Genomic DNA, 19,852 nt, shown 5'->3' on the forward strand with positions numbered 1-19,852 from the left:
ATATTATTAAACCACTTAAATATGAATGGGAAAATGCTGGAAGGACGTCATTTTATAGCATTACTATTATCGTTGGCATTACTATTATCGTTGGCATTACTATTATCATTGGCATTACTATTTGACTCTAATTTTTTTTCAAAAAACCCCTTATGTAACAATCGACTAGACTCAAGATCTCTAACGATTTTATCTAAGTCAGAAAAATTACAACTATTCGAGTTATATAAATTCATTATTCCTGCTAGTGTTTGATCTAAAAGAGATTGATTTTGCTCTAATGTTCCAAATATATTACAATTTATTTCGCCAAAGTTCGGATCAAATATAAGATAACCTGTAGTCTTTGTGTTTTCTCTGATAATTTTAATAGCTATAACATGCCCAGGAAGACCGCCTAGATGTACTTGAATAGTTTGTTGGGAATTAAATTGATGATGAATAATGTCGTGATAATTATTTAATTCGTCAATATCCCGATTAATATCAAAGTCCTGATCGTCATGGCTTTGTTTTGAATGAAAATAGGTTATTTTGTCTTTAAACTTATTGACATCTGAGGGATCTTTTAGGGAAGATTTTTCAATTTTTGATTTTAATTTTTTTATATAGGCACCCATATCATAAGGACTTTCTTTATGTTTGATAACGTGCCTCGCCCAATCAACACATAAGCCAGCGCATACGCCATTTTCATTTAAGCTATCTGCTCCAAAAGCTTCATTAAATCGCTTAATTAAATTTTTTTGCTCAAAAAAACTGTTCGTATTAACAAAAATAAAATTTTTAGGCAATTGATTAAATTTTTTCAACTGCTCTAAATCCGCAACCATTAATATATAATTTTTCTGAGAACAATTAAGTCCATTAATATCAATTTCTGGTATATTATTACAATATATCACCGCGTTTTCTTTAATTGTTACGTTTCGCAAATCTAATTTCTTACCTACTACAGTTGATGATATAAATAAGTTATCGCATGTTATTCGAGATAAATCCAAACAAGCATCAGGTAGATTAAGGTGAGAAAGACGTAGGTTATTTTCAATAATTAAATCATTTCCTTGTTTGCAGTCAAGCAACGTTTTTACATCGACACTTTCTATGACTATCCCTGCGGCTATTGCTTCTTTTATTTTTAATGTAAGTGTATTTTTATCAAGATTTATATATTCTACAGTTTTAAAGTTTATTTTTGATAAATCCAGATTGTACTCACTTAATGTAGATGGACTAATATTAATTAGATCTGTTGAATAACCATTATTGATTAAAATTTCTGATAAATTAAGCTGACTTCTATCATCAATATGCTTAATTAAATTAATCAGATTTTTTTCAGAAATAGTTTCGGTATTTGAATATATTTTTTTACTAGAAGTATAAACACCTTGTGTACCCAGTGAATGAAAAGCCGTATCAACTTTTAAGTTATTCTCTTCCAGCATTAACCAATACGTATCACAATTACTATTAGGCACTATTACATCCGAAAAAGTTACCTGTTTTCTCACATTAGTATCTTTCACGGAACTCAATCCAGAAAGATTACAGTTTTTAAAATTTAAAGTATTACAAACCAATGAGTTGATTGTCGCACCTTCAAATTGACACCGCTCAAATGTAACCTCTTTTGCTTTAATTTTGTCAATAGAAACTGCATTATGGTTATCATCCCATTCAAATTTAGCATCTGAAAATTCTAAATGAATATCTCCTAAATCATATCCACCATAAATATCCTTCACACCAATAGAGGTTACTATTATCCCTGTGTCTTCATTACAACCAAGCAATTGTTTTACATTAATGTGTTGAAGACGACCACTTGTCTGATAATGAGATAAGACTTTTTCCATTAGATCAGAGTATGATATTGTTATGTAGTTAGTTTTTTCAAACATGATTTAAATACTTCCTACTAGGCAAATAGTACACCTAAAAATAGTATAGAACACAATGTAGCAGATTTTTGTAATTAACTGGGGTGGTAAATATCGGTGTTTACATCATTCTCATTCCAAAATGGCTGTGCTTTTTTTTGAGTGATATTGAGTATATCTTACCGATAGGATAACCCTATGGGGCGCTTGCTCCTGCAGCGAGAATAAATAATGTTTCTGTATTAAACGCTTTGAATCTGCTTTGCTTCAATTCAACAAGCATATCAAATATTTATGGTAAACGATTTTCTATGAATTGCGCAAATACCAAGTCGAGCTATGGCCTCTTTGTGCACGGAGGTAGCATACCCTTTATGATGACGAAACCCATAACCGGGATATAAAACATCTAAACTCGCCATTTCTTCATCTCGAGCAACCTTTGCAAGAATAGAAGCAGCACTAATAACATTGACTAATAAATCGCCATGAGTAACTCCCCAACAAGCCATAGTAACCTTAGGTATATGTATGCCATCAATAAGTACTTTATGAGGAGTAACAGGTAATGCTTCTATTGCTCGCTTCATCGCCAGTAACGTAGCATGATGAATGTTGAGTAAATCTATTTCCTCAACTTCTGCACGACCATAGGCATAATAAAGAGCTTCTTGCTTAATTTGGAGGCTAAACTGTTCACGCCGTTTAGGAGTTAACTTTTTTGAATCGGTAAGACCAAAGATTGGCTTTCGCAGAATCACTGCTGCGGTAATCAATGGGCCTGCTAAAGGACCGCGCCCTGCTTCGTCTACTCCGGCTACAAGAAACATACTACTACCTCTTTATAATAAAATTATAGTACTCTCAATAAAGGTAGCCCTTAAGACTAAAGTAAAGCGGATATTTAGTAAGATCTTACAGAAGAGAGTAACACTCTTGAAATTCTTTTTCGTGGCGCTTATTCATTTTTTGAATATGATGAGCAGATTAGGGAGACACATTTTGAAATATAAACTATTCTTAGAATGTATCTATTTTAGAATGTTACATCATATGCCAAAAATAAATCATCTGTCTCAAATGATACAGAAATATTCCAATCAGTGTCCTGATAAGATTGCACTTATCTGCAATCAGGAAAAAATAACCTATCGCCACTTCGATGAAACAATCAGCAATATCGCTATGAATTTTGCGAATCAGGCTCCACCACACTCTAGAGTTATTTTACATTTACCAAATTCACTCCAGCTTATTTATGCTTATTTTGGTTGTTTCTCTGCTGGATTAACTGCAGTACCTATAAGTATCAAACTCAAGCCCCCAGAAATTAACTATATTTTAGAACAAACTAATCCTACTTATTTCATTTCTCATGATAAATATCTAGCTGCAGTGCAGGAAATCAATTTTGATAACGACCACTTAAAAAAATTATTTATCATCAACGGAGACAAACGAGTCAAACTCAAATGGAATATTGTGACACAGCCATTTGAAGATTTATTAATACAAAATAATGATCTTTTTTCTTTACCCTCGCCTGAAAATGACGCCGCAGTATTTTTTACATCAGGATCGACAGGTGTGCCTAAAGGAGTTGTGCACTCTCACTCATCGTTACATGCAATGGCTGAAAATATTGCTTACTGTGGCTCCCTTACACATGAAGATCGATTTTATGTCAGTGAGGCAATGACGAATGCTAGTGGTTGTACGCACGTTATGTCAGCTCTATGTAAAGGAGCAACAGCAATCTTAGCCGACGAAATTAATAACATACCTAATTTCGTGAACGATCTTCATCTTTATCAACCAACTGTTATATGCATCATGGGAAAAGCAAATTTTGAAATAATAAATGATCCCTCAATTACAGCTGATGATTTTCAGAGTGTTAGAGTTAATTTAACGGGCGGTGATAAAATCACTAAATCGTTATTGCAAGATTTTAAAACCAAAACTAATGTTGCCCTTTGCCAAGGATATGGAATGAGTGAAGTTTTATGCATTACCATGAATAAAAGCCACGATCCAAACAAGCTTGGTTCCATTGGAACTGCAACCAAAGATGTCACTATTTTTTTAATGGATAAGAACGGAAAACCTGTGCGCGCAGGCCAGGTAGGTGAGGTCTATGTTTCTGGTCCCAATGTAATGTCACACTATTGGAATGACACAGTGCTCACTCAAAAAACTATAAAAAATGGTATGTTACGTACAGGTGATTTAGCTTATAGGGATCAAGATGGATATTATTGGTTTTACGGACGACAAAAACAACTCATCATTCGTGAAGGAAATAATATTTCACCATTTGAAATTGAAGAAGTATTGATGCAACACGAAGCGGTGAAGGTGGTTGGAGTAACGGGTAAACCAGATCCCCTCGAAGGTGAAGTACCCATCGCCTTTGTAGTATTAAAAAATAAAAGTGTTGATTGCGACGAATTATTAGCATTTGCAACAAAGCGGTTAGAAGAATTTAAGATACCCGTTGCCATTTATATAATCGATCATTTACCTCTTACCAAATCAAACAAGATCGATAGGAACAAGCTCAAAGAACTAATGCGTTATCATAAAGTTTCATACCCTAAAAATTCCACCTAATGTGATTCATAGTGTCGCTCATAGAGGGATTCTCTGCCAATTCGGCGCGAATTTTTTGAAAATCACAACAGCCCTGCTTGGAAAATGCGTTAATGATATCACGCGCGTTTTCAGTATAACCACTTTCATCGGAATGAATAATTTTATCTTTAATTACAATAATGGCATTTGCTATATCTTCCTCTTTTGAAGGATCAAGCTTTCCCACAATATCTCGTATCTCTTTGATGATTTGCTCTTTCAAATCCACATGAAATCATTGCGCTTATTTTTTCGTCGGATGGGAGCGTGCTGATGATTTTCTGTGCAGAAGATAAATCTTTAGTTTCCAGAAAACCGCTACATTGTTCCAAAACTGGCAATATTTTAGCTTCAATTATAACTCTATTTTCGATGATGCCTTTGATCATGTTCATGCGTTCTTTAGCCACAGCCGCTTCTGGAATATTAATATCCTCTGGCCAATCAATTTCCTTAGGGAACTCTTTTAATAGTTGCTCCAATTGTTCAACATCATTCTTTTGCAAAGCAACGATACATTTACCAAGAACTGGACTCACGCTCTCCTACCCTTTCTCCAATCAGTTGCATTCATCCTACTTACTGGTTCCGCGATAAGTAAATACATAGTGACGATGCACATTTCGTTGGCTTCCAACAACACTACTGTCCTAATTTTTAGCTAATTAGTGTAGTAGTTCACACTTGACCTAAAAGCTGCCGGTTTTTTAGAAACGTCTATCAAGTCAAGTTAGAATGCAATAAGCTATTTCCAGCTTTGCTGATCAAATAAGCCTTTGACAGAATACTCTGCTGAAAACTCACGGATAAGCCGCGGGACATCGATTGGCTATTTTGGACAGGCTTGTTTGTTTAGTTCTTCGAGATTTTCATTAATTTCTTCACACAAAATGCTGTCATATGTTGACTTTAATTCCTTAAAAAATCCGAAATCATTCTTACCGGTAAAAACAGAATGTGCGGCTAATGCTAAATGAGCAATTCCTACAGTCAATAAACCAACGGCAATATTAGCTAAGATATAGCCTGCTGTAGTGTTCTCAAAAATCTCTTTTTTTGAACTAATAAGATGCTGTGTTTCTTCAACTTTTATTGAGAAATTTTTCTTGGCATTTTTTTCATTTGCCATTGTGGTTAATGCATTAACGTTGGTATTTAATTTTTGCACTAATTCTGCTAACGTTTCTTTTTGTGTATCATCTAAATCAGATTGATTCTTGTTTAACCGATCAATCTGGTATTGAATATCCTTTAGTTTACGTGAAATATAGTTTCTTTCTCTTTCTGAAAAAGTTGATTTGTCATTATTGATATCTTCTTTTTCGTGATTAACTATGTGATTATTGAGATTTACTTGGGAAAATAAGGCAATTGCCTGTTCAATGGTAAATCTTGAATCAATATCAGCACGCATCATTCCCTGCAACATTGTGCGAATAATTTGTTTATTAGGCTCATCTAAGTCGATACCCGAAAATAAAGAATCCAACCGCACATTTAAGGCATTATGATAAGCCGCGTTAACGCTCAAAGGCGAATAGCTACTCACATCAACTCTCCAGAGAAGCGCTAAAACTCTACCTAGAGAAAATACATCAATTTTTGTAGTTTGTCTTGCATTCTCAAATAGTTCAGGAGGAGCATAAGCCAACGTGCCAGGACACTTTCCATCGAGTCGGTTAGCATCAACGCTTAAACCAAAATCAAAAATGTTAACTTGTATAGGATTAGACTCCAAATCTATAAAAATATTCTCACCTTTTATATCACGGTGAATAATTCCTCTATCTGTTACTTGTTCTTTTAGAGCCTTTAATAACAATTGAGTTAATTCGAATCGTTGCGTTAAAGTTAATATCTGGGAATTATTATAATCAGCAAAAAGAACATCAAAAAGCTCTTTTCCTTTTAGCTTTTTCATTACTGTATAGCTCGTTTCTCCTTCAACTGTGGGTTTTTTTATGCCCAAATGAGTAGCACCTTTAGCCAAATTATATTCTTGCAATGCAGCTTCAACCGGATTGCTGATATTGTGTTTTTGAATTTTAACTGCACGTGTTTTACCATTAAGCCCATGAGGTTTAAATTGAACTCCATTTGAAGAAACTGCTAATGTACCCTCTATTTCGTAAACCTCACCAAATTGTCCTTTTCCTAACAGACGATTACTAATAAATTCATAACGGTACCCACTTTTATTTTCTTTACGGTCACGTCGTACAACATCAGAAGTAAATTTAAATTGTATGCCATCTTCAAAAGCAAAAATTTGTCCTTCTTTCCATACCTTAATTTCTGATGCCTGTGAATTAAAAAAATTTGCTAGTTTCTGTGAATGCTCAAGAGATATTTGTGCAGGATTTATAGTAAGCATGATGGAACCTTTTTATAACGATACAATTTAATTATGCTTACTAATTATTAGGGAAATATTAAATCTTATATAAATTTTTTATATAGGGTATTCCTAAAAGTTTTACTTTCGAGACTTAACTTAATGAACAACATAAGCAGTAATGTTAGCTTAAAACATCTCTAATTTATTGACACCAGCTAAAAATGTTGTGATGCCAAACCATTTCAATTAAAGAAATGACAAATTAGCTAAGATGAGAAAAGTTACACCTTTTTTTTTCTTCCCCTCTGCTCAGTAGAATATTCATGATGCCTTGCATATTCCCCAGGGATTTCCCCAGCAACCCATCAAGTACAAACACATTATCTTGCGATAAGCCACTGCTATCATGACCATGTACATAATAAATCATCAGATCTTTATGGCGGCATTCTCGCTTAAGATCTTCATAAGTTCGATTCCAAATAAGCCTTTCTAATCCTCGTGCAGCCATACCACTTACATTAACACGGGGATTAAATAAACCACTAAATAGTTTAGCCAAATTTCCGTCAGTATACTTTAATTGTAGCTGTTGATTTATAGAGATAATACTATTTTTAATAGATAAGGCATGACTATCATCAAAAGGAACATTAAGCTCATTTGCAATTTTACTTATCACATGAAGATCAATCGGAGCATGAGAATATATGATTAAAAGGTCCTCTTCATTTACTTTCTCATAAGTGTAGGATAATGCTTTAAGCTTTGGCAATATGGCTTTTGTAATTGCTAATTGCAACCACTCTTTATTAACCCAACCATTTCGAACAATTTTTATGAGCATTTGCAGGGACTCAGTTACTACCGAAGAGATTGTTATTTCTTTATAAGGTTTATCAAATCCATAAAGCTCAAAAAACAGTAAAAACTCAACATCATGATTTGACAAAATAATTTCATAATCAAGGTGATGTTTATGTAAATGCGCCAGAATTTTTAAAGTAAAATAATCATTAGACCCTCGATCAGCAAACATATCCCCTAAAAACCTAATTTTCTTTAAAAGGTTTACTGATGAGCTGTCTATAATTCGATTAAAACAATTAATATGTTCTTTGGTAAGTTTTTCTGAGGGTAAACAATAAATTTGGACAAAAATTTCGTAATCCCTCTGGTTTATTTTAATAACTCCATAGCGAATTAAGAAATTTAATAGTAATAAGGCATTTCCATGTAAATCACCCATACTAATTTCATAATCAACCTCGCTTTCTTGGTGAGGAAAGAGACGAAGATCACAATGTATTAATTGTTTTTTAAATGGCAATCGTCACCAAATAATTTAATAAGCATAGAACAAAGTCTAGCAAGTTTTTCAAGAAATTGACAATCTGACGTTAGCTTTATAGTGAGTGTTCAGCAGAGCATCAAACCCTATTTTATCTAAGATAGTGTAGTAATAAATAGATTCTAAGAACCAGTCTAAATACTGGTTCTGCATGCTTAGCTGCTGTTGTGAAATAGCACCTGTTATAAACGTAACAGGATACCTTGCTCGGGTTTAATTAATTCGACACCGATATCATTTTCCTGGGATAATTCGCTTATAACCTGACTTCCTGCATCTTCCTCAGAATTTGAAAAGTCAACTAATCTGGGTTTAATATGAGTCACAACAACTGGCAATCCTCGTAGTGAGTTTCTTAAATTTAAAGAATCAACAATCGATGCCAATTGTCGCAACTCAAGCATAAATAAGTTTGGTTTTAAATGACCAAATAATTTGTCGTCTGGCTGTGAATTTAAAAAGGAGCACTCGAGCATGATGGCATGAAGCTGCTTATTCCTTATGAGTGGCGCAATTTCTTTCCAAATACGCTCCATGTTTGTCGATTTTTCAATGCTATCAGCGCCAGTATCACCAAAATATAAAATATATTCAGTCTTATAACGTATTAAAAAAGCGCTTGATGCCATTCCACCATGACTCAAAGGGAACACTTTTACTTGCAGATCAGTATTCGGAATATCAATCCATTGTACTAATGGCATCGTTTGATAATGCTGATAATTTAAGTGCGGAATTTCTCCTCTATCTCCAAAATTTCCCCAAACCGACCAATTAAAAATATTTTTCTGCAATGCCTGCATTGTTTCTTCACGCGCCATAATGGTTTGCCGCTCTCGTAATTCGGGTTGCGCCATCACAAGCCCCATAAGATGATCAAGATGTGCGTGAGAAATAAGATACGCTGGAATATATTTTTGCAGCAACTCTTCAACATTTTTATTACGTAGTGATTGTCTATCGACTGCAACTTCAAGCCCATGTACTAAAGTACCCCCATCAAGAGCCGTATAATTTTCGCTCTCAATGGTTTTTAATAAATAAGCTGATAAATTTCCATCCTTTAAACCACCATGGACTCCAAGAGGAACAATTTCGAAGACAGGTGCACAATATGCTGCATTAGATAAAAAAATAAAAATTGTAATCAATAACTGGCGCATGAGGATTTCCTTAAAATGATTCAGTTTCCTGCGTTAATCACCGTATATACAGTAGAAAATAGTAGCAATAATAGCACGCAATTGCTCTTGTCAATAATTTAATTAATCCTTCTGGTCCCCGTTCTCCAACTCAAGACTCTCATTTTCAAAGATCTTTAGCTACAGTGCTTTCTGTTTTGGGGCCATCCGCGCCCTCTTCTCCACAAGCGCATAATGTAAGCTCTTAAAGGTGCTATGCAAATCCATGGTTTCGGAATTTTAGTCTGGTAATACTAATAAATTCCATTTTTAGGACTTACACCAATTAAAGAGCACTTTCTAAGCTCATACATATGAAAGGTATTAGTGATGATATTATCTATAGAAACCATCCTTTTGTAGTGCGATTTATACGAACATCCCGTCAGGTGTTTTTAAATTAAACTTCAACGAGCTGATACAGTTAAACCCCTCTCTTTTTCGTCTTCGTGTTCCCTCTGTTGCTTCGGCAGTTGAACCTACTACAAATGGGCCCTCTCGCTACGATTTAACTGCCGAATTTAGGTTAATATAATGACTCTAACATGCTCCCTTCATAAGGACGAATCATATCATGATTATGTAATTGCTGGATTAAGTTTGGATTTGCAATAAAAGGTCTGCCAATTCCAAGTAAATCAAAGTCATTGTTTTCAATTTTATCTTGTCCTTCTTTGAAATCATAACTCCCACAAGCAATTAAAGTCCCTTTATAATGCGAACGTATGAAACTTGTCATAGTTTGATTATTCAACTCTTTGAAAGTCGTTTTATCATTAAAATTACCGGTATGAACGTAGGTAATTGGAACGAGATTGAGTTGTTCTAATAAATATTTGAATACAAGAGCATCACGGTTATCGCCAATAATTTCATTAAGATAAGCCCCTGGTGAAAGTCGAATCCCTACTCGTTCAAAACCAATAGCCTCACCGCAGGCTTTAACCACTTCTAAGGCAAAACGCGCCATATTTTCAGGAGTTTCCCCATAAACATCGGTCCGATGATTGGTGTGATAATGTAAAAACTGATCGATGAGGTATCCATTCGCTCCGTGAATCTCCACCCCATCAAAACCCGCTTCGATTGCATTTTTGGCTGCAATTGCATAACTATTAATGATGTCTTTTATTTCATTTAAAGTAGCTGCACGTGATGCTCCATAGTTTAAGCCCACCGCTCGTGTCACTCTGCCTGTCATTATCGTTTCTGAGGCAGAAATAGGTAATTGACCATTTAAAAAATGGGGATGCGACACTCTACCCAGATGCCAAATTTGTGAAAAAATGTGGCCTGATCTTGCGTGGACTGAATCTGTTATTCGACGCCAACCCTCAATGTGTTCACGTGTAAAAATACCTGGCACATTACTATATCCTTTTGCATCAGCACGAATAATGGTTCCTTCGGTGATAATTAATCCTGCATCGGCCCTTCGTGTATAATAATCTTTCATCAATGATGTTGGGCTAAGATCATCATTAGCCATATTACGCGTCATTGGAGCCATTACAATACGATTTTTTAACCGGATTTTTTTATTCAATTGGAACGGTGATAAAAGTAAATCAAGATTCATAGCGACTCCTTTAATTAAATCTATATATCGCAAATTTCCGATTTTAATACAACGCGTTTTTAAGTTGCTCCATGAATTCACTAATAAAGGATTTATTGAGCTTGCAGTAGGTCCATTGACCTCGGCGTTCCATTATAATCAGCCCAGCCTGCTGAAGTTGCAAAAGGTATTGGGAAACCGTGGATTGTGACAAACCTATTTTTTGTTCAATTAAACCCACACAAACACCATCCGTGCTTACATCGCAATGCGACGAAGTGAAGTGTTTGCTTGGCTCTTTTAGCCATTCAAGTATTTGAAGGCGATTCTCATTAGAGAGCGCTTTTAAAACAATTAATCGATTCATATAGACCAGTATATCGGGATTTCCCGATATGTCAAATAGTTTAATAGAGCTTATGGACCATACTCGTTGTGAAAAGATGCTTTTTCAAAAACAATTGACCGTTAGCGAGTGCTCTATTTATGGCCAATAATAGGTGTCAATTCAGTGTCTTGTGTGTAAAAAGAGATTAATAGATTAACCGCTTTTTTACTTCCTAAGAGCTTCATTAAATAAGAGATCAGCAAGTTATCCTTTTTTAATAAAACTGCCTCTGCGGGGGGTAGTTTTTCAATCGCCTCACCGTTAACAAGAGATTTAAAATAGGTAATTACTTTTTGTAATGCTTTTTGCTCATTGTGATATTGTCTAAAGAAAGGAGGCTGCTTTGAATCTAAATACTCATTTATCGTATCAATTCTCTTTTGTAGACAAGCTACTAAATCAAGGGTTAACTTTTTGGATATATGTTGTGTCTCATGTAAATACATGACAGGAACAGGTACTCTTTCTTCCTTTTTAAAATCTAAAGCTACTAACTGACCATTTTGATTATTGCCACAACCCCATAACGCTCCAGAAGCACTTAAAAATAAGGAGTAATCATCCCCGGCAGCTATAGCAATAATATTTTCTCCTTTCAAAGCGGTGATTTCAGTAGGTATAAGACATCCTTCTTTATTATCTTTAAGACCCAATTGTCCAGAATAATTATTCCCGCAGGCAAAAACTTTACCTGATTTACTTAAAAAGAGAGAGAAATCTGCTCCTGCTGACATAGCAGTAATTATTTCTCCTCTCAAAGTGGTTATTTGGGTTGGTATAAGCCTACTCTTTTTATCATTTAAACCCAATTGGCCAAAATCATTATGGCCACAAGCAAAGACTTCACCTGATTCGCTAAGAAAAAGGGAAAACTGATTGCCCGCAGCCATAGCAATAAGACGTTGGTCTTTAAGAGTTGTGATCTCAGTTGGTGTATGTCTCTTTTCTTCATCACCCAAACCAAGCTGGCCATATTCATTTTCACCACAAGTATAAACTTTACCTGATTTACTTAAAAAAAGTGAAAAATCATCTCCAGCCGCTATAGAGATAATTTCTTTGTTTTCCAAGGCGATGATCTCGGTTGGCTCAAGTTCATCCTCTTCTTCACCAAAACCAAGCTGACCACATTCGTTATCGCCACAAGCATAAACTTTGCCTGTTTTACTTAAAAAAAGTGAGAAATAACCACCTGCAGCTATACAGGTAATTGTTTCATTTTTTAAAAACTTAACCTCTATTGGTTGCACTCTCTTCTCTATATCACCTATACCTAGCTGACCATATAAATTCTCACCGCAGGCATAGACTTTACCGGATTTACTTAAAAAAAGAGAAAAATCCTCACCATTGGCCATACTCGTAATGGCTTTATCTCTTAAAGTGACTATTTCAGTTAATTTTCGTCTGTCTTTTTTATCGCCCAAACCGAGTTGACCGTATTGATTGTTTCCGCAAGCAAAAATTGTACCTTTATTTAAGATGAAAGTGGAACTTGTACTAGCAACAATAGGGAATGACAATTGATATAGAGCTTTATGATATAAGTATTCAATCGGTAGTGCTATTTTTTTACTCAGTCCAGATTGAGATTTTAATTTCATGAAAGCCAACATTTTGATAGCTTTCACCATTTCAGAAGGAGAAAGATGCTTTAATATCTCGAACCATAAATCTTGGTGTAAAGAACTCCAGTCATCTTTAAATCGCTCTCTATCCTTTCTAAGAGAATTTATTATATCAGAAGTGCTTTTCATAACTGCTTTATTAATTGATCGTGGATTTTTATTTTTTCATTATGTCACAACATTAAACACACCTCAAATTATTATCCTACTCAATATAAAAGCAAAAAACCGAAATTCAACAAGTAATTTACTTATGAACTTTATTAATAAATTTTAAATAACAGATTAGATCATCCAAATCTTTATCATGTAGTCCAATATAACTCGAACCACTCATTCGACCATTGGGAATTTTTCTTACTGATTGAGGATCACGTACAAACTGCTTAAACTGTTTGATGTCTGGATAATAATCAAATGGATTTTTAGGCCACATTAAGTCCGGCCCTATACTTGCCTTTCCTTGATAATTTATTGTATGGCAAGAAGAGCAATGACTCACATAGACCTTATAGCCATTTAAAATTTGTTTTTTTCGAGATAATGGGAGATTCTTTGGCGCAAGTATTACTCCAGTCATTGAAGTATGTTCGATTATTTGGGTAACACTCCATGCCCAATACTCATCTGAAATATACGAACGTTCTGGGTTTGTCCATATGAGGGCATAAGGCCCTGCTGTGGTATTAGTATAATTATCCAGAATTGGCCATTTATTTTTTGGTTCAATGACCAAGTACGCTATAGATGCATTTTCATTACAGTTTAATACATAATGTGCTGGGATTAATACCGAAAAATTATCTTCAGCTATAAACTCGAGAATGCTGTTTGGTTTAATGGAGTAATCCTTCAATAAATTACATAATCTAATGCCCTTATAATTCATTAATCTCTTAGGATAAGCGCGACTGTAATCCATTTTTATTGTTTCTAACTTCATATTAATCAAGGCAAATCGTGAAAAGGATGTCATTTTTGCATGGGTAATTAGAGTCAATGATTTGCTGTCTGGTGCACTGAAAACAAGTTGACTTCCTAAACTAGCAAGTAAGATACTCATCAATAAACAGAAAACGTTCATTTAATTAGCTCTCAAAACAATCTCAATGAATGTCAGATGAGAGTAATTGAATTAAGGCAAACTTATTACCGTATAAATACGGTAGCGTTTAAAATGAGATAAAATCTTTTTTACTCAGAAAACTGGGGGGAATATACCTTAAATAGCCACTGCTTATCGCAAGACATATCAGTTCTGCTTTTGATACACACCTCATTTTATTTTTAATATTCTCTAGATAAAATTCGATAGTTCTTTTTGATAAATTAAGTTGTTCTGCTATTTGTTTCGCAGTCATCGCTCTAAGAGTAAAAAATAAACATTCCAATTCTCGATGTGAAAGCTGAAACGGATTGTCCACAGCATCTATATAATATTCGTGAGGCTTATGGTGTGTGCCATTATTTTTTGCATCATAAGCAATCAATTGTTTTATAAAATCGGATTGAACTAGTGGCATGCAATGATAAAGGATCCCAATAATCGCATTTTCTTTATTCATAATAGGTTTTTTTATAAGATAATAATAAGAACCATCATACGGTAAAGATGAACGGTGAATGCAATGCACTGTTTGACCTCTTAAGGCTAGGACATCATTCTTACGATGAAAATTATAATTTTCTTCAGAATAGTCCGGCAGTTCAAAATCACTAAGTCCTTGTATTTGGCTAGGCGATTGAAGACCCATAAGTATCGCCAAATTAATGTTACAGGTTAAGTAGATTCCCTGAGAATTTTTCATTGCTGCATAACCAGGAATCTGGGACCATAATTGAGAGTAATCTTGAAAGTTCATAAAATCCTTAGTATTGAACCTACAATAATATAAAACCAAAATATCAGACTTGAAACATTTCATCCAAGATTATTTCACCTGAGTTCCACTGCCATTGACTAAGAAACTGGCAGTCATCTTCGCGAAACTAGGAATCCATGTTGATGGAGGCACTAAGCTTATATAGAAATAGATTCTAATCTTTTGGCAAGCGTGCATTTACCCCTTTACTCCACATGTAGATGTGTGCACAGATCATTCTTGATTAAGTAGCCATTTCAAGTCCACGTTAATGAAAAATATCTTATTGATTTATATATTTATTTTGTGCTAATTTCAAAGATACGCAGATCAATAAAGGAGCACACTAAAAATATAATTAACACTATTGCAAACAATTTTTGTAATTAAGGGATGCACTTTACAGGAGAGTACTATGTTTGAATATTTCATGCAAAAAGCAAAAAACACTTATTTGTATTTTTTTGACTATAAACAATATGTGTTTATCGATAGATGTAATATGTTATTAAATCAACTTTTTGACAAAATTAAAGAGATAGAACCTGAGTATGTGAGTCATTTTAATTGGGATGAACTTAAAAGTGAGTTTAAAAAAGATATTTCTAATCTTATTTCTATTGATAACTGGACAGTTTTTCATGATATTGTTGTTAATTTAAATGAAAAATCTTTAACCGATATTACTGATTTTGCTGCAGGAATATTTGTAACCGTTTTATTAAAAGAAAATAACCCTGAAATTTTATCTCAGATAAAGGAGGTCTTAGAACGAGACAAACAAAGCTTTATTGTATTAAATAAAATTTTCAATCTGTATTTAGAATTAAAATCCCTGTATGAACTCAATACTTTTGAGTCTCCCACTGAAGGTCTTATCATCGCCAAAACATTTTCAGAATCAATTTTACAATTTTTCATATCAGACCCATTAGTAAATAAATGGTTAAGCATATTTCAAGCTCCTATAGTACCGGATGAACCTACTATCCCATTATCTTTTAAATATCTTCAATTTAAAGGATATACCTTACTACCTACACCTTCTCATTTTAAAAATGCAGCGATATATGAAAATCAAAAGCAAGAGCAATTTATTTTTAAAAAGCCTAAGTATTTAGAAGATATTTTAGTAAGCAGGATTGCAAGTGTTATTGCTTATCCGCTTTGTTCAAACATATTGCCGACTCAATCCGTTTGCTCAGATGAGGGTAGTATATTTCTAACTCAACCCTTTTTGGCTAATTTAGAAACTATCGTTCCTAGACGTCTAGATTTTATTACCTCCCGAAATTCTATATTTCAAAGTGAACAATTATTTTCGAGATTTCAAGATGAAAGCCATAAAGAAGATAGTCAATTTTTGACTCAGTTTTGTCATATTATTGCCACAAGTTTTTTAGTTTCAGATTGGGATCTGCATCTTGGTAATATTGTATTAAATAAACGAAATCTTTATAAAATTGATCATGATTGGGCTTTAGATGAATTAGGGCAAATTAAGATTTTATCATTTTTTGCAAAACGGAATATTTTAAATACCGTATATCAAGATCGATTTCCCCCAAGTAATGCATTAAGAGATTATGAGTACCTTATTAACTATCATGAATTTTTTGATGCATTGAAAAATATTGCCGATAAAGCTGAGGAAACATTAAAAGCAACCCTAGTTAATGTTCATAATACCTTGTTGGATACATTAATTCCTTTTACAGCAGATGAAAAACGTACCGCTTTAAAGGGATTAATGGTAAGGCTTGGTGGTCAATTTACAGATAAACAGTATCAGCTTGATAACTGGTGTGAAGATATTGTCAATACCATTGGCATGGGCTTGCAACACCGTATCCATGGTATGAGATTAATGGTGATTTGTTCAAAACTTTATAATCTTGAAGATACAGTTGAAATTGAAAAACAATTGCATGTGATTCAAGAGTATTTGCTTCAAAATGATAAGGATCTGGCACTAGGTTGTAAAATTATCCCTCTGGAAGCTCAAGCGCTAATTAGGCAAGGGTTGAGAAAGCTGGCGATGAAAGACTTGAAAACTAATTGTGATATTTTGGCTAAATGGTTTTTAGCTGATAATGTACATCAATTTAAATTTTTCCAATCAGAAAAACAGGAAAAACAGTCTGATGCCCTTGAGCTAAACTCGGTTATGGAGGTTAACCATAAAAGGGGTTTGTCGTACTAGTTTGGAACACAAACGGAGCGTTTTTGGGGTGGTGCATCAAAACTCTTGATTCAGACATTTCTCCCGAACTCAGAAGTGAAACGAACCCAGGTTTTATTCTTTGAAGCGGCTTTTATGCCGCTTTTTTTATAGAATTCCCCCTTTTTTACTCATATTAAAATGTTTGAAGTTAATTTCATATATTCATTATCCTAGAAAAATCAGTTAAAATTTGAGAGATTTCGTCAACTTATTGATTATCTGTGAAAAATTGATGAAACTACCTGCATTATCGGTTCACCCAAAAGTTGAATTGGAAAAACCGAAAGAAAAGTCTATTTATTTGTCAAAAGGAGGAGTGGCTACTCGAAAAGAACAAAAAATTTCCTAAGAAAAGATCACATAGTGTTTGCTCTATTTAATTTTATTAATATACTATTTCTCAGATCACGACATTTGTTTAAAATCTCATCTTTAGCATATAATTCTATTATTTCTTCATCGCGACTTATTTTTTCTATTAGGTCTGAAAACTCATTAAGTTCAGAAATAATTAGTTTTATTCGTTCTTCTACATTTTGATTGGCCAAGTACCGTTTTCTTTTATCGATCATATTTATATAATTGAAATTATTTTTATAGGCACTAACAATCGTACTCATACTTTCAACCAGTAAATTAAAATTTTTTAGCTCAGGCTCTAATTGCTGTAATAAATGTTCTAGTTCAGATAAGGCGTTATTATTTTCCATTATCCTACCCTAGGATCATTAGATTTGTTCTGTTTATCAGATATTTCATTCTTTTTCGAGAGTATCTTCAAAAAAGTACCAATTGAATTAGCAACATTAGAAAGTGTTTGTATAAATTTTTCTTTTAAACTCGGCAAAGTCGAGTTTTTAGACAAACTTATAGTTTGTTTCAATGTTGATTTAGCAACAGAGCCTTTTTCGTACTCGTGAAAATTCGGACTAGAGAAACCTCCTATCTTGATCTTTTCACCATTTAAAGATTGAATTAAACTAGATATTTTTGGATCATTAGTATTCTTTTCTGTAGATTGATTTATTGCGTTTAGTATTTGTACAACAGCCATCTCTTTCTTCTGGTCACTATAAACTTCTTTGAAGATGTTATCCTTTGGTATTTTCTTACAATCTTTATCCGTATTATTAATAATTTTTCTGATCTGCCGAATTAATGGCGTACTCTTCAAAAATCTAAAAAAATCCACCGCTTCCTTTATTTCTTCGTACAGTTGAGACCCATAGCTCATTACTTACTCCTAAGACAAAAGAGAAAGAAATTAAATATACAGTTAAAGAAAAAATAATTCCTAATTTCTTCTTTCTGATACCTAAATAATAGATCATAAATCTGATTTTTTCCTGTTGGAGTCTCCCATGACACTATTGTGTGCAACTGCTTGTCTCATGGCTTTCGTAAGTTTGATGAGTTGCAGGCATTCTACCCAGAACATTGCCTGCCCATCATGAAGTGGCTTTCAATTCCATTTAAGATGGACGAGGAATCAAAACAACTTGGGCATAATGAACAACAGCGTCTAATCTATCATCAAAAGCACAGCAGACCTGTGATGATGGAAGCAAAGGGGAGAATCTGCTGTCCTCCAAACAAGTCGAGCCTAATGATTCCCTGGGTAAAGCCATAAATTACATGCTGAAGCATTGGGAGAAACTCACCCATTTTCTACAAATTCCTGGTGCGCCCATCCATAACAACGACCTGGAGCGGGGATTAAAAATCCCTATCAGAGGACGTAGGCTAAACAACAACTCTGTCTTTAGTCACGCTCGCTTGCCGAAAACTCGGAATGGATTTAAAATGAGGACATCCTTAAGTCCTGGAATTTATAACGAACTAACGTCAGGCTTATATGAGTAAATATGTTTTTCTTCCAGTTGCTCACTATAAGAACAATCAGCTGGTGCTATAGATGAACCACTGGAATTGAAAAGAGAGTATAATGAGGTTCCTAGAGAAGATAAGTCTAATTTATTCTTATCATGATAGCGAACATTAATAAGATCAATCTCGTTCGTTAAGGATTTAGTTGCATTTTCGTTTAGGTCTAATTGTATTTGTTCAGCCAAAATCAGCAAATGCCATAAGTCGTATCGCAAAATACCGTATGCGTCATTGATCAGCCCTATCTGCATCGCTTTAGTTTTAAAAGTAAGCCCCTCCTCATCTTTCATATCAGCAACTTTAGACATTCCACCCAGTTGATTAATTAGGTAGTAAAGCCGAAAAATCTCTTCAACGTTAACCGTTTCAATCTTTTTAGCTTTGATTAATAATTTATGAACAGCAGATTCAGAAATCGAGACTCCATGACGTACCAAATATTTGAGTAAGAATAAGTCTCTTATTTTGCATGCATGATCATCAGGTAAATCACCCGATGTATTAATAGAATAAGTAAATAAAACACCATGTTTCAAAAGAATATCCAACATAGTGTAATCAATTGTTTTTTTAGAAAATAATGTGGATAAAAGTGATTGATTTGTTGGAGTGACAATTCTATTAATAAAATTTGGTTTGTTCTTAAGACTCTCATCTACTTCTTGATAAGAGCTATTGTAAACTGCCTCAAGAAGATTGAGAAATATAGGTTCAATGACATTGTTTTTTATGTATATAACATCAGTATGGTTCCCCATTTTAACCCTCGACTTAAATGATAGATGATTATCTAGTGATCAAAAAATAGAATTCATAGTCGCTCTATCAATATAAACTATTTTTGTAACATTTATTCTTCTTTAGTCTCATGAAATTTTAAAAATAACCGCAGTCCATATCAGCATCTTTCCTTAA

At 34.0% G+C, this 19,852-nt stretch carries 18 protein-coding genes; 3 read left to right on the plus strand and 15 right to left on the minus strand.

The window, feature by feature from the left end:
- Positions 1-47 precede the first annotated feature (47 nt).
- A complete protein-coding gene (locus Lgra_RS15730; RefSeq protein ID WP_058500102.1) occupies positions 48-1,907 on the minus strand; it encodes a hypothetical protein in 1,860 nt (619 codons plus the stop codon).
- Between the two features lie 263 nt (positions 1,908-2,170).
- On the minus strand, positions 2,171-2,716 hold the full coding sequence (locus tag Lgra_RS15735) for a ribonuclease HII (RefSeq protein ID WP_058500103.1): 546 nt from the start codon (positions 2,714-2,716) through the stop codon (positions 2,171-2,173).
- 172 nt (positions 2,717-2,888) lie between these two features.
- On the opposite strand from Lgra_RS15735, the gene Lgra_RS15740 reads away from it, so the two are divergent.
- Positions 2,889-4,499 carry a class I adenylate-forming enzyme family protein gene (locus tag Lgra_RS15740; protein ID WP_162264329.1) on the plus strand — a complete coding sequence of 537 codons (1,611 nt, stop codon included), beginning with the start codon at positions 2,889-2,891 and terminating at the stop codon, positions 4,497-4,499.
- Here Lgra_RS15740 and Lgra_RS15745 read toward each other — a convergent pair.
- The 10 genes from Lgra_RS15745 to Lgra_RS15790 form a co-directional block, all read right to left on the minus strand.
- Positions 4,483-4,707 (minus strand): hypothetical protein, encoded by a 225-nt coding sequence (locus Lgra_RS15745; RefSeq protein ID WP_058500105.1) that lies wholly within the window; start codon positions 4,705-4,707, stop codon positions 4,483-4,485. The two genes, Lgra_RS15740 and Lgra_RS15745, sit on opposite strands and share 17 nt — an antisense overlap.
- Complete coding sequence (locus tag Lgra_RS15750) at positions 4,694-5,059, minus strand: SidE phosphodiesterase domain-containing protein (RefSeq protein WP_058500106.1); 366 nt, start codon at positions 5,057-5,059, stop codon at positions 4,694-4,696. The genes Lgra_RS15745 and Lgra_RS15750 overlap by 14 nt, the downstream gene beginning before the upstream one ends.
- Positions 5,060-5,349: 290 nt before the next feature.
- Positions 5,350-6,894, minus strand: a complete 1,545-nt coding sequence (locus Lgra_RS15755) for a protein kinase domain-containing protein (RefSeq protein ID WP_058500107.1) — start codon at positions 6,892-6,894, stop codon at positions 5,350-5,352.
- 226 nt (positions 6,895-7,120) lie between these two features.
- Complete coding sequence (wip, locus tag Lgra_RS15760; protein WP_058500108.1) at positions 7,121-8,188, minus strand: Dot/Icm T4SS effector Wip; 1,068 nt, start codon at positions 8,186-8,188, stop codon at positions 7,121-7,123.
- A 203-nt stretch (positions 8,189-8,391) separates the two neighbouring features.
- Complete coding sequence (locus tag Lgra_RS15765; protein ID WP_058500109.1) at positions 8,392-9,372, minus strand: MBL fold metallo-hydrolase; 981 nt, start codon at positions 9,370-9,372, stop codon at positions 8,392-8,394.
- A gap of 544 nt (positions 9,373-9,916) precedes the next feature.
- Entirely contained in the window at positions 9,917-10,969 is a 1,053-nt protein-coding gene (locus Lgra_RS15770) for an alkene reductase (RefSeq protein WP_058500110.1), read from the minus strand.
- A 43-nt stretch (positions 10,970-11,012) separates the two neighbouring features.
- Positions 11,013-11,315, minus strand: coding sequence for an ArsR/SmtB family transcription factor (locus Lgra_RS15775; RefSeq protein WP_058500111.1), 303 nt, complete (start codon positions 11,313-11,315; stop codon positions 11,013-11,015).
- A gap of 113 nt (positions 11,316-11,428) precedes the next feature.
- Complete coding sequence (locus Lgra_RS15780; RefSeq protein ID WP_058500112.1) at positions 11,429-13,093, minus strand: RCC1 domain-containing protein; 1,665 nt, start codon at positions 13,091-13,093, stop codon at positions 11,429-11,431.
- Between the two features lie 118 nt (positions 13,094-13,211).
- Positions 13,212-14,048, minus strand: a complete 837-nt coding sequence (locus Lgra_RS15785; protein ID WP_065231763.1) for a c-type cytochrome — start codon at positions 14,046-14,048, stop codon at positions 13,212-13,214.
- 88 nt (positions 14,049-14,136) lie between these two features.
- Entirely contained in the window at positions 14,137-14,826 is a 690-nt protein-coding gene (locus Lgra_RS15790) for a helix-turn-helix transcriptional regulator (RefSeq protein ID WP_058500114.1), read from the minus strand.
- Between the two features lie 415 nt (positions 14,827-15,241).
- Between Lgra_RS15790 and Lgra_RS15795 the strand changes: the two genes are divergently transcribed.
- Positions 15,242-17,029: a hypothetical protein gene (locus tag Lgra_RS15795; protein ID WP_058500115.1), complete on the plus strand. Its 1,788-nt coding sequence runs from the start codon at positions 15,242-15,244 to the stop codon at positions 17,027-17,029.
- A 377-nt stretch (positions 17,030-17,406) separates the two neighbouring features.
- Here Lgra_RS15795 and Lgra_RS15800 read toward each other — a convergent pair whose 3' ends face one another.
- Both Lgra_RS15800 and Lgra_RS15805 read right to left on the minus strand, forming a co-directional pair.
- Complete coding sequence (locus Lgra_RS15800) at positions 17,407-17,760, minus strand: hypothetical protein (RefSeq protein ID WP_058500116.1); 354 nt, start codon at positions 17,758-17,760, stop codon at positions 17,407-17,409.
- Positions 17,760-18,284 carry a hypothetical protein gene (locus Lgra_RS15805; protein ID WP_058500117.1) on the minus strand — a complete coding sequence of 175 codons (525 nt, stop codon included), beginning with the start codon at positions 18,282-18,284 and terminating at the stop codon, positions 17,760-17,762. The genes Lgra_RS15800 and Lgra_RS15805 overlap by 1 nt, the downstream gene beginning before the upstream one ends.
- Before the next feature lie 401 nt (positions 18,285-18,685).
- Between Lgra_RS15805 and Lgra_RS18390 the strand changes: the two genes are divergently transcribed.
- Positions 18,686-18,913, plus strand: coding sequence for an IS66 family transposase (locus Lgra_RS18390; RefSeq protein ID WP_238584468.1), 228 nt, complete (start codon positions 18,686-18,688; stop codon positions 18,911-18,913).
- Here the strand turns inward: Lgra_RS18390 and ankJ are convergent.
- Entirely contained in the window at positions 18,880-19,695 is an 816-nt protein-coding gene (gene ankJ, locus Lgra_RS15815) for a Dot/Icm T4SS effector AnkJ/LegA11 (RefSeq protein WP_058500118.1), read from the minus strand. The genes Lgra_RS18390 and ankJ overlap by 34 nt on opposite strands.
- Between the last annotated feature and the right edge of the window lie 157 nt (positions 19,696-19,852).

Origin of the sequence: Legionella gratiana (assembly GCF_001467695.1) — a bacterium.
Classification (GTDB): Bacteria; Pseudomonadota; Gammaproteobacteria; order Legionellales; family Legionellaceae; genus Legionella; species Legionella gratiana.

What these genes read in the sequence shown, in the direction of transcription:
- Lgra_RS15730 (WP_058500102.1), bottom strand. Translation starts at nt 1,907, where the DNA reads ATGTTTGAAAAAACTAACTACATAACAATATCATACTCTGATCTAATG.
- Lgra_RS15735 (WP_058500103.1), bottom strand. Translation starts at nt 2,716, where the DNA reads ATGTTTCTTGTAGCCGGAGTAGACGAAGCAGGGCGCGGTCCTTTAGCA.
- Lgra_RS15755 (WP_058500107.1), bottom strand. Translation starts at nt 6,894, where the DNA reads ATGCTTACTATAAATCCTGCACAAATATCTCTTGAGCATTCACAGAAA.
- Lgra_RS15765 (WP_058500109.1), bottom strand. Translation starts at nt 9,372, where the DNA reads ATGCGCCAGTTATTGATTACAATTTTTATTTTTTTATCTAATGCAGCA.
- Lgra_RS15770 (WP_058500110.1), bottom strand. Translation starts at nt 10,969, where the DNA reads ATGAATCTTGATTTACTTTTATCACCGTTCCAATTGAATAAAAAAATC.
- Lgra_RS15775 (WP_058500111.1), bottom strand. Translation starts at nt 11,315, where the DNA reads ATGAATCGATTAATTGTTTTAAAAGCGCTCTCTAATGAGAATCGCCTT.
- Lgra_RS15780 (WP_058500112.1), bottom strand. Translation starts at nt 13,093, where the DNA reads ATGAAAAGCACTTCTGATATAATAAATTCTCTTAGAAAGGATAGAGAG.
- Lgra_RS15785 (WP_065231763.1), bottom strand. Translation starts at nt 14,048, where the DNA reads ATGAACGTTTTCTGTTTATTGATGAGTATCTTACTTGCTAGTTTAGGA.
- Lgra_RS15790 (WP_058500114.1), bottom strand. Translation starts at nt 14,826, where the DNA reads ATGAACTTTCAAGATTACTCTCAATTATGGTCCCAGATTCCTGGTTAT.
- Lgra_RS15795 (WP_058500115.1), top strand. Translation starts at nt 15,242, where the DNA reads ATGTTTGAATATTTCATGCAAAAAGCAAAAAACACTTATTTGTATTTT.
- Lgra_RS15800 (WP_058500116.1), bottom strand. Translation starts at nt 17,760, where the DNA reads ATGGAAAATAATAACGCCTTATCTGAACTAGAACATTTATTACAGCAA.
- Lgra_RS15805 (WP_058500117.1), bottom strand. Translation starts at nt 18,284, where the DNA reads ATGAGCTATGGGTCTCAACTGTACGAAGAAATAAAGGAAGCGGTGGAT.
- Lgra_RS18390 (WP_238584468.1), top strand. Translation starts at nt 18,686, where the DNA reads ATGCTGAAGCATTGGGAGAAACTCACCCATTTTCTACAAATTCCTGGT.
- ankJ (WP_058500118.1), bottom strand. Translation starts at nt 19,695, where the DNA reads ATGGGGAACCATACTGATGTTATATACATAAAAAACAATGTCATTGAA.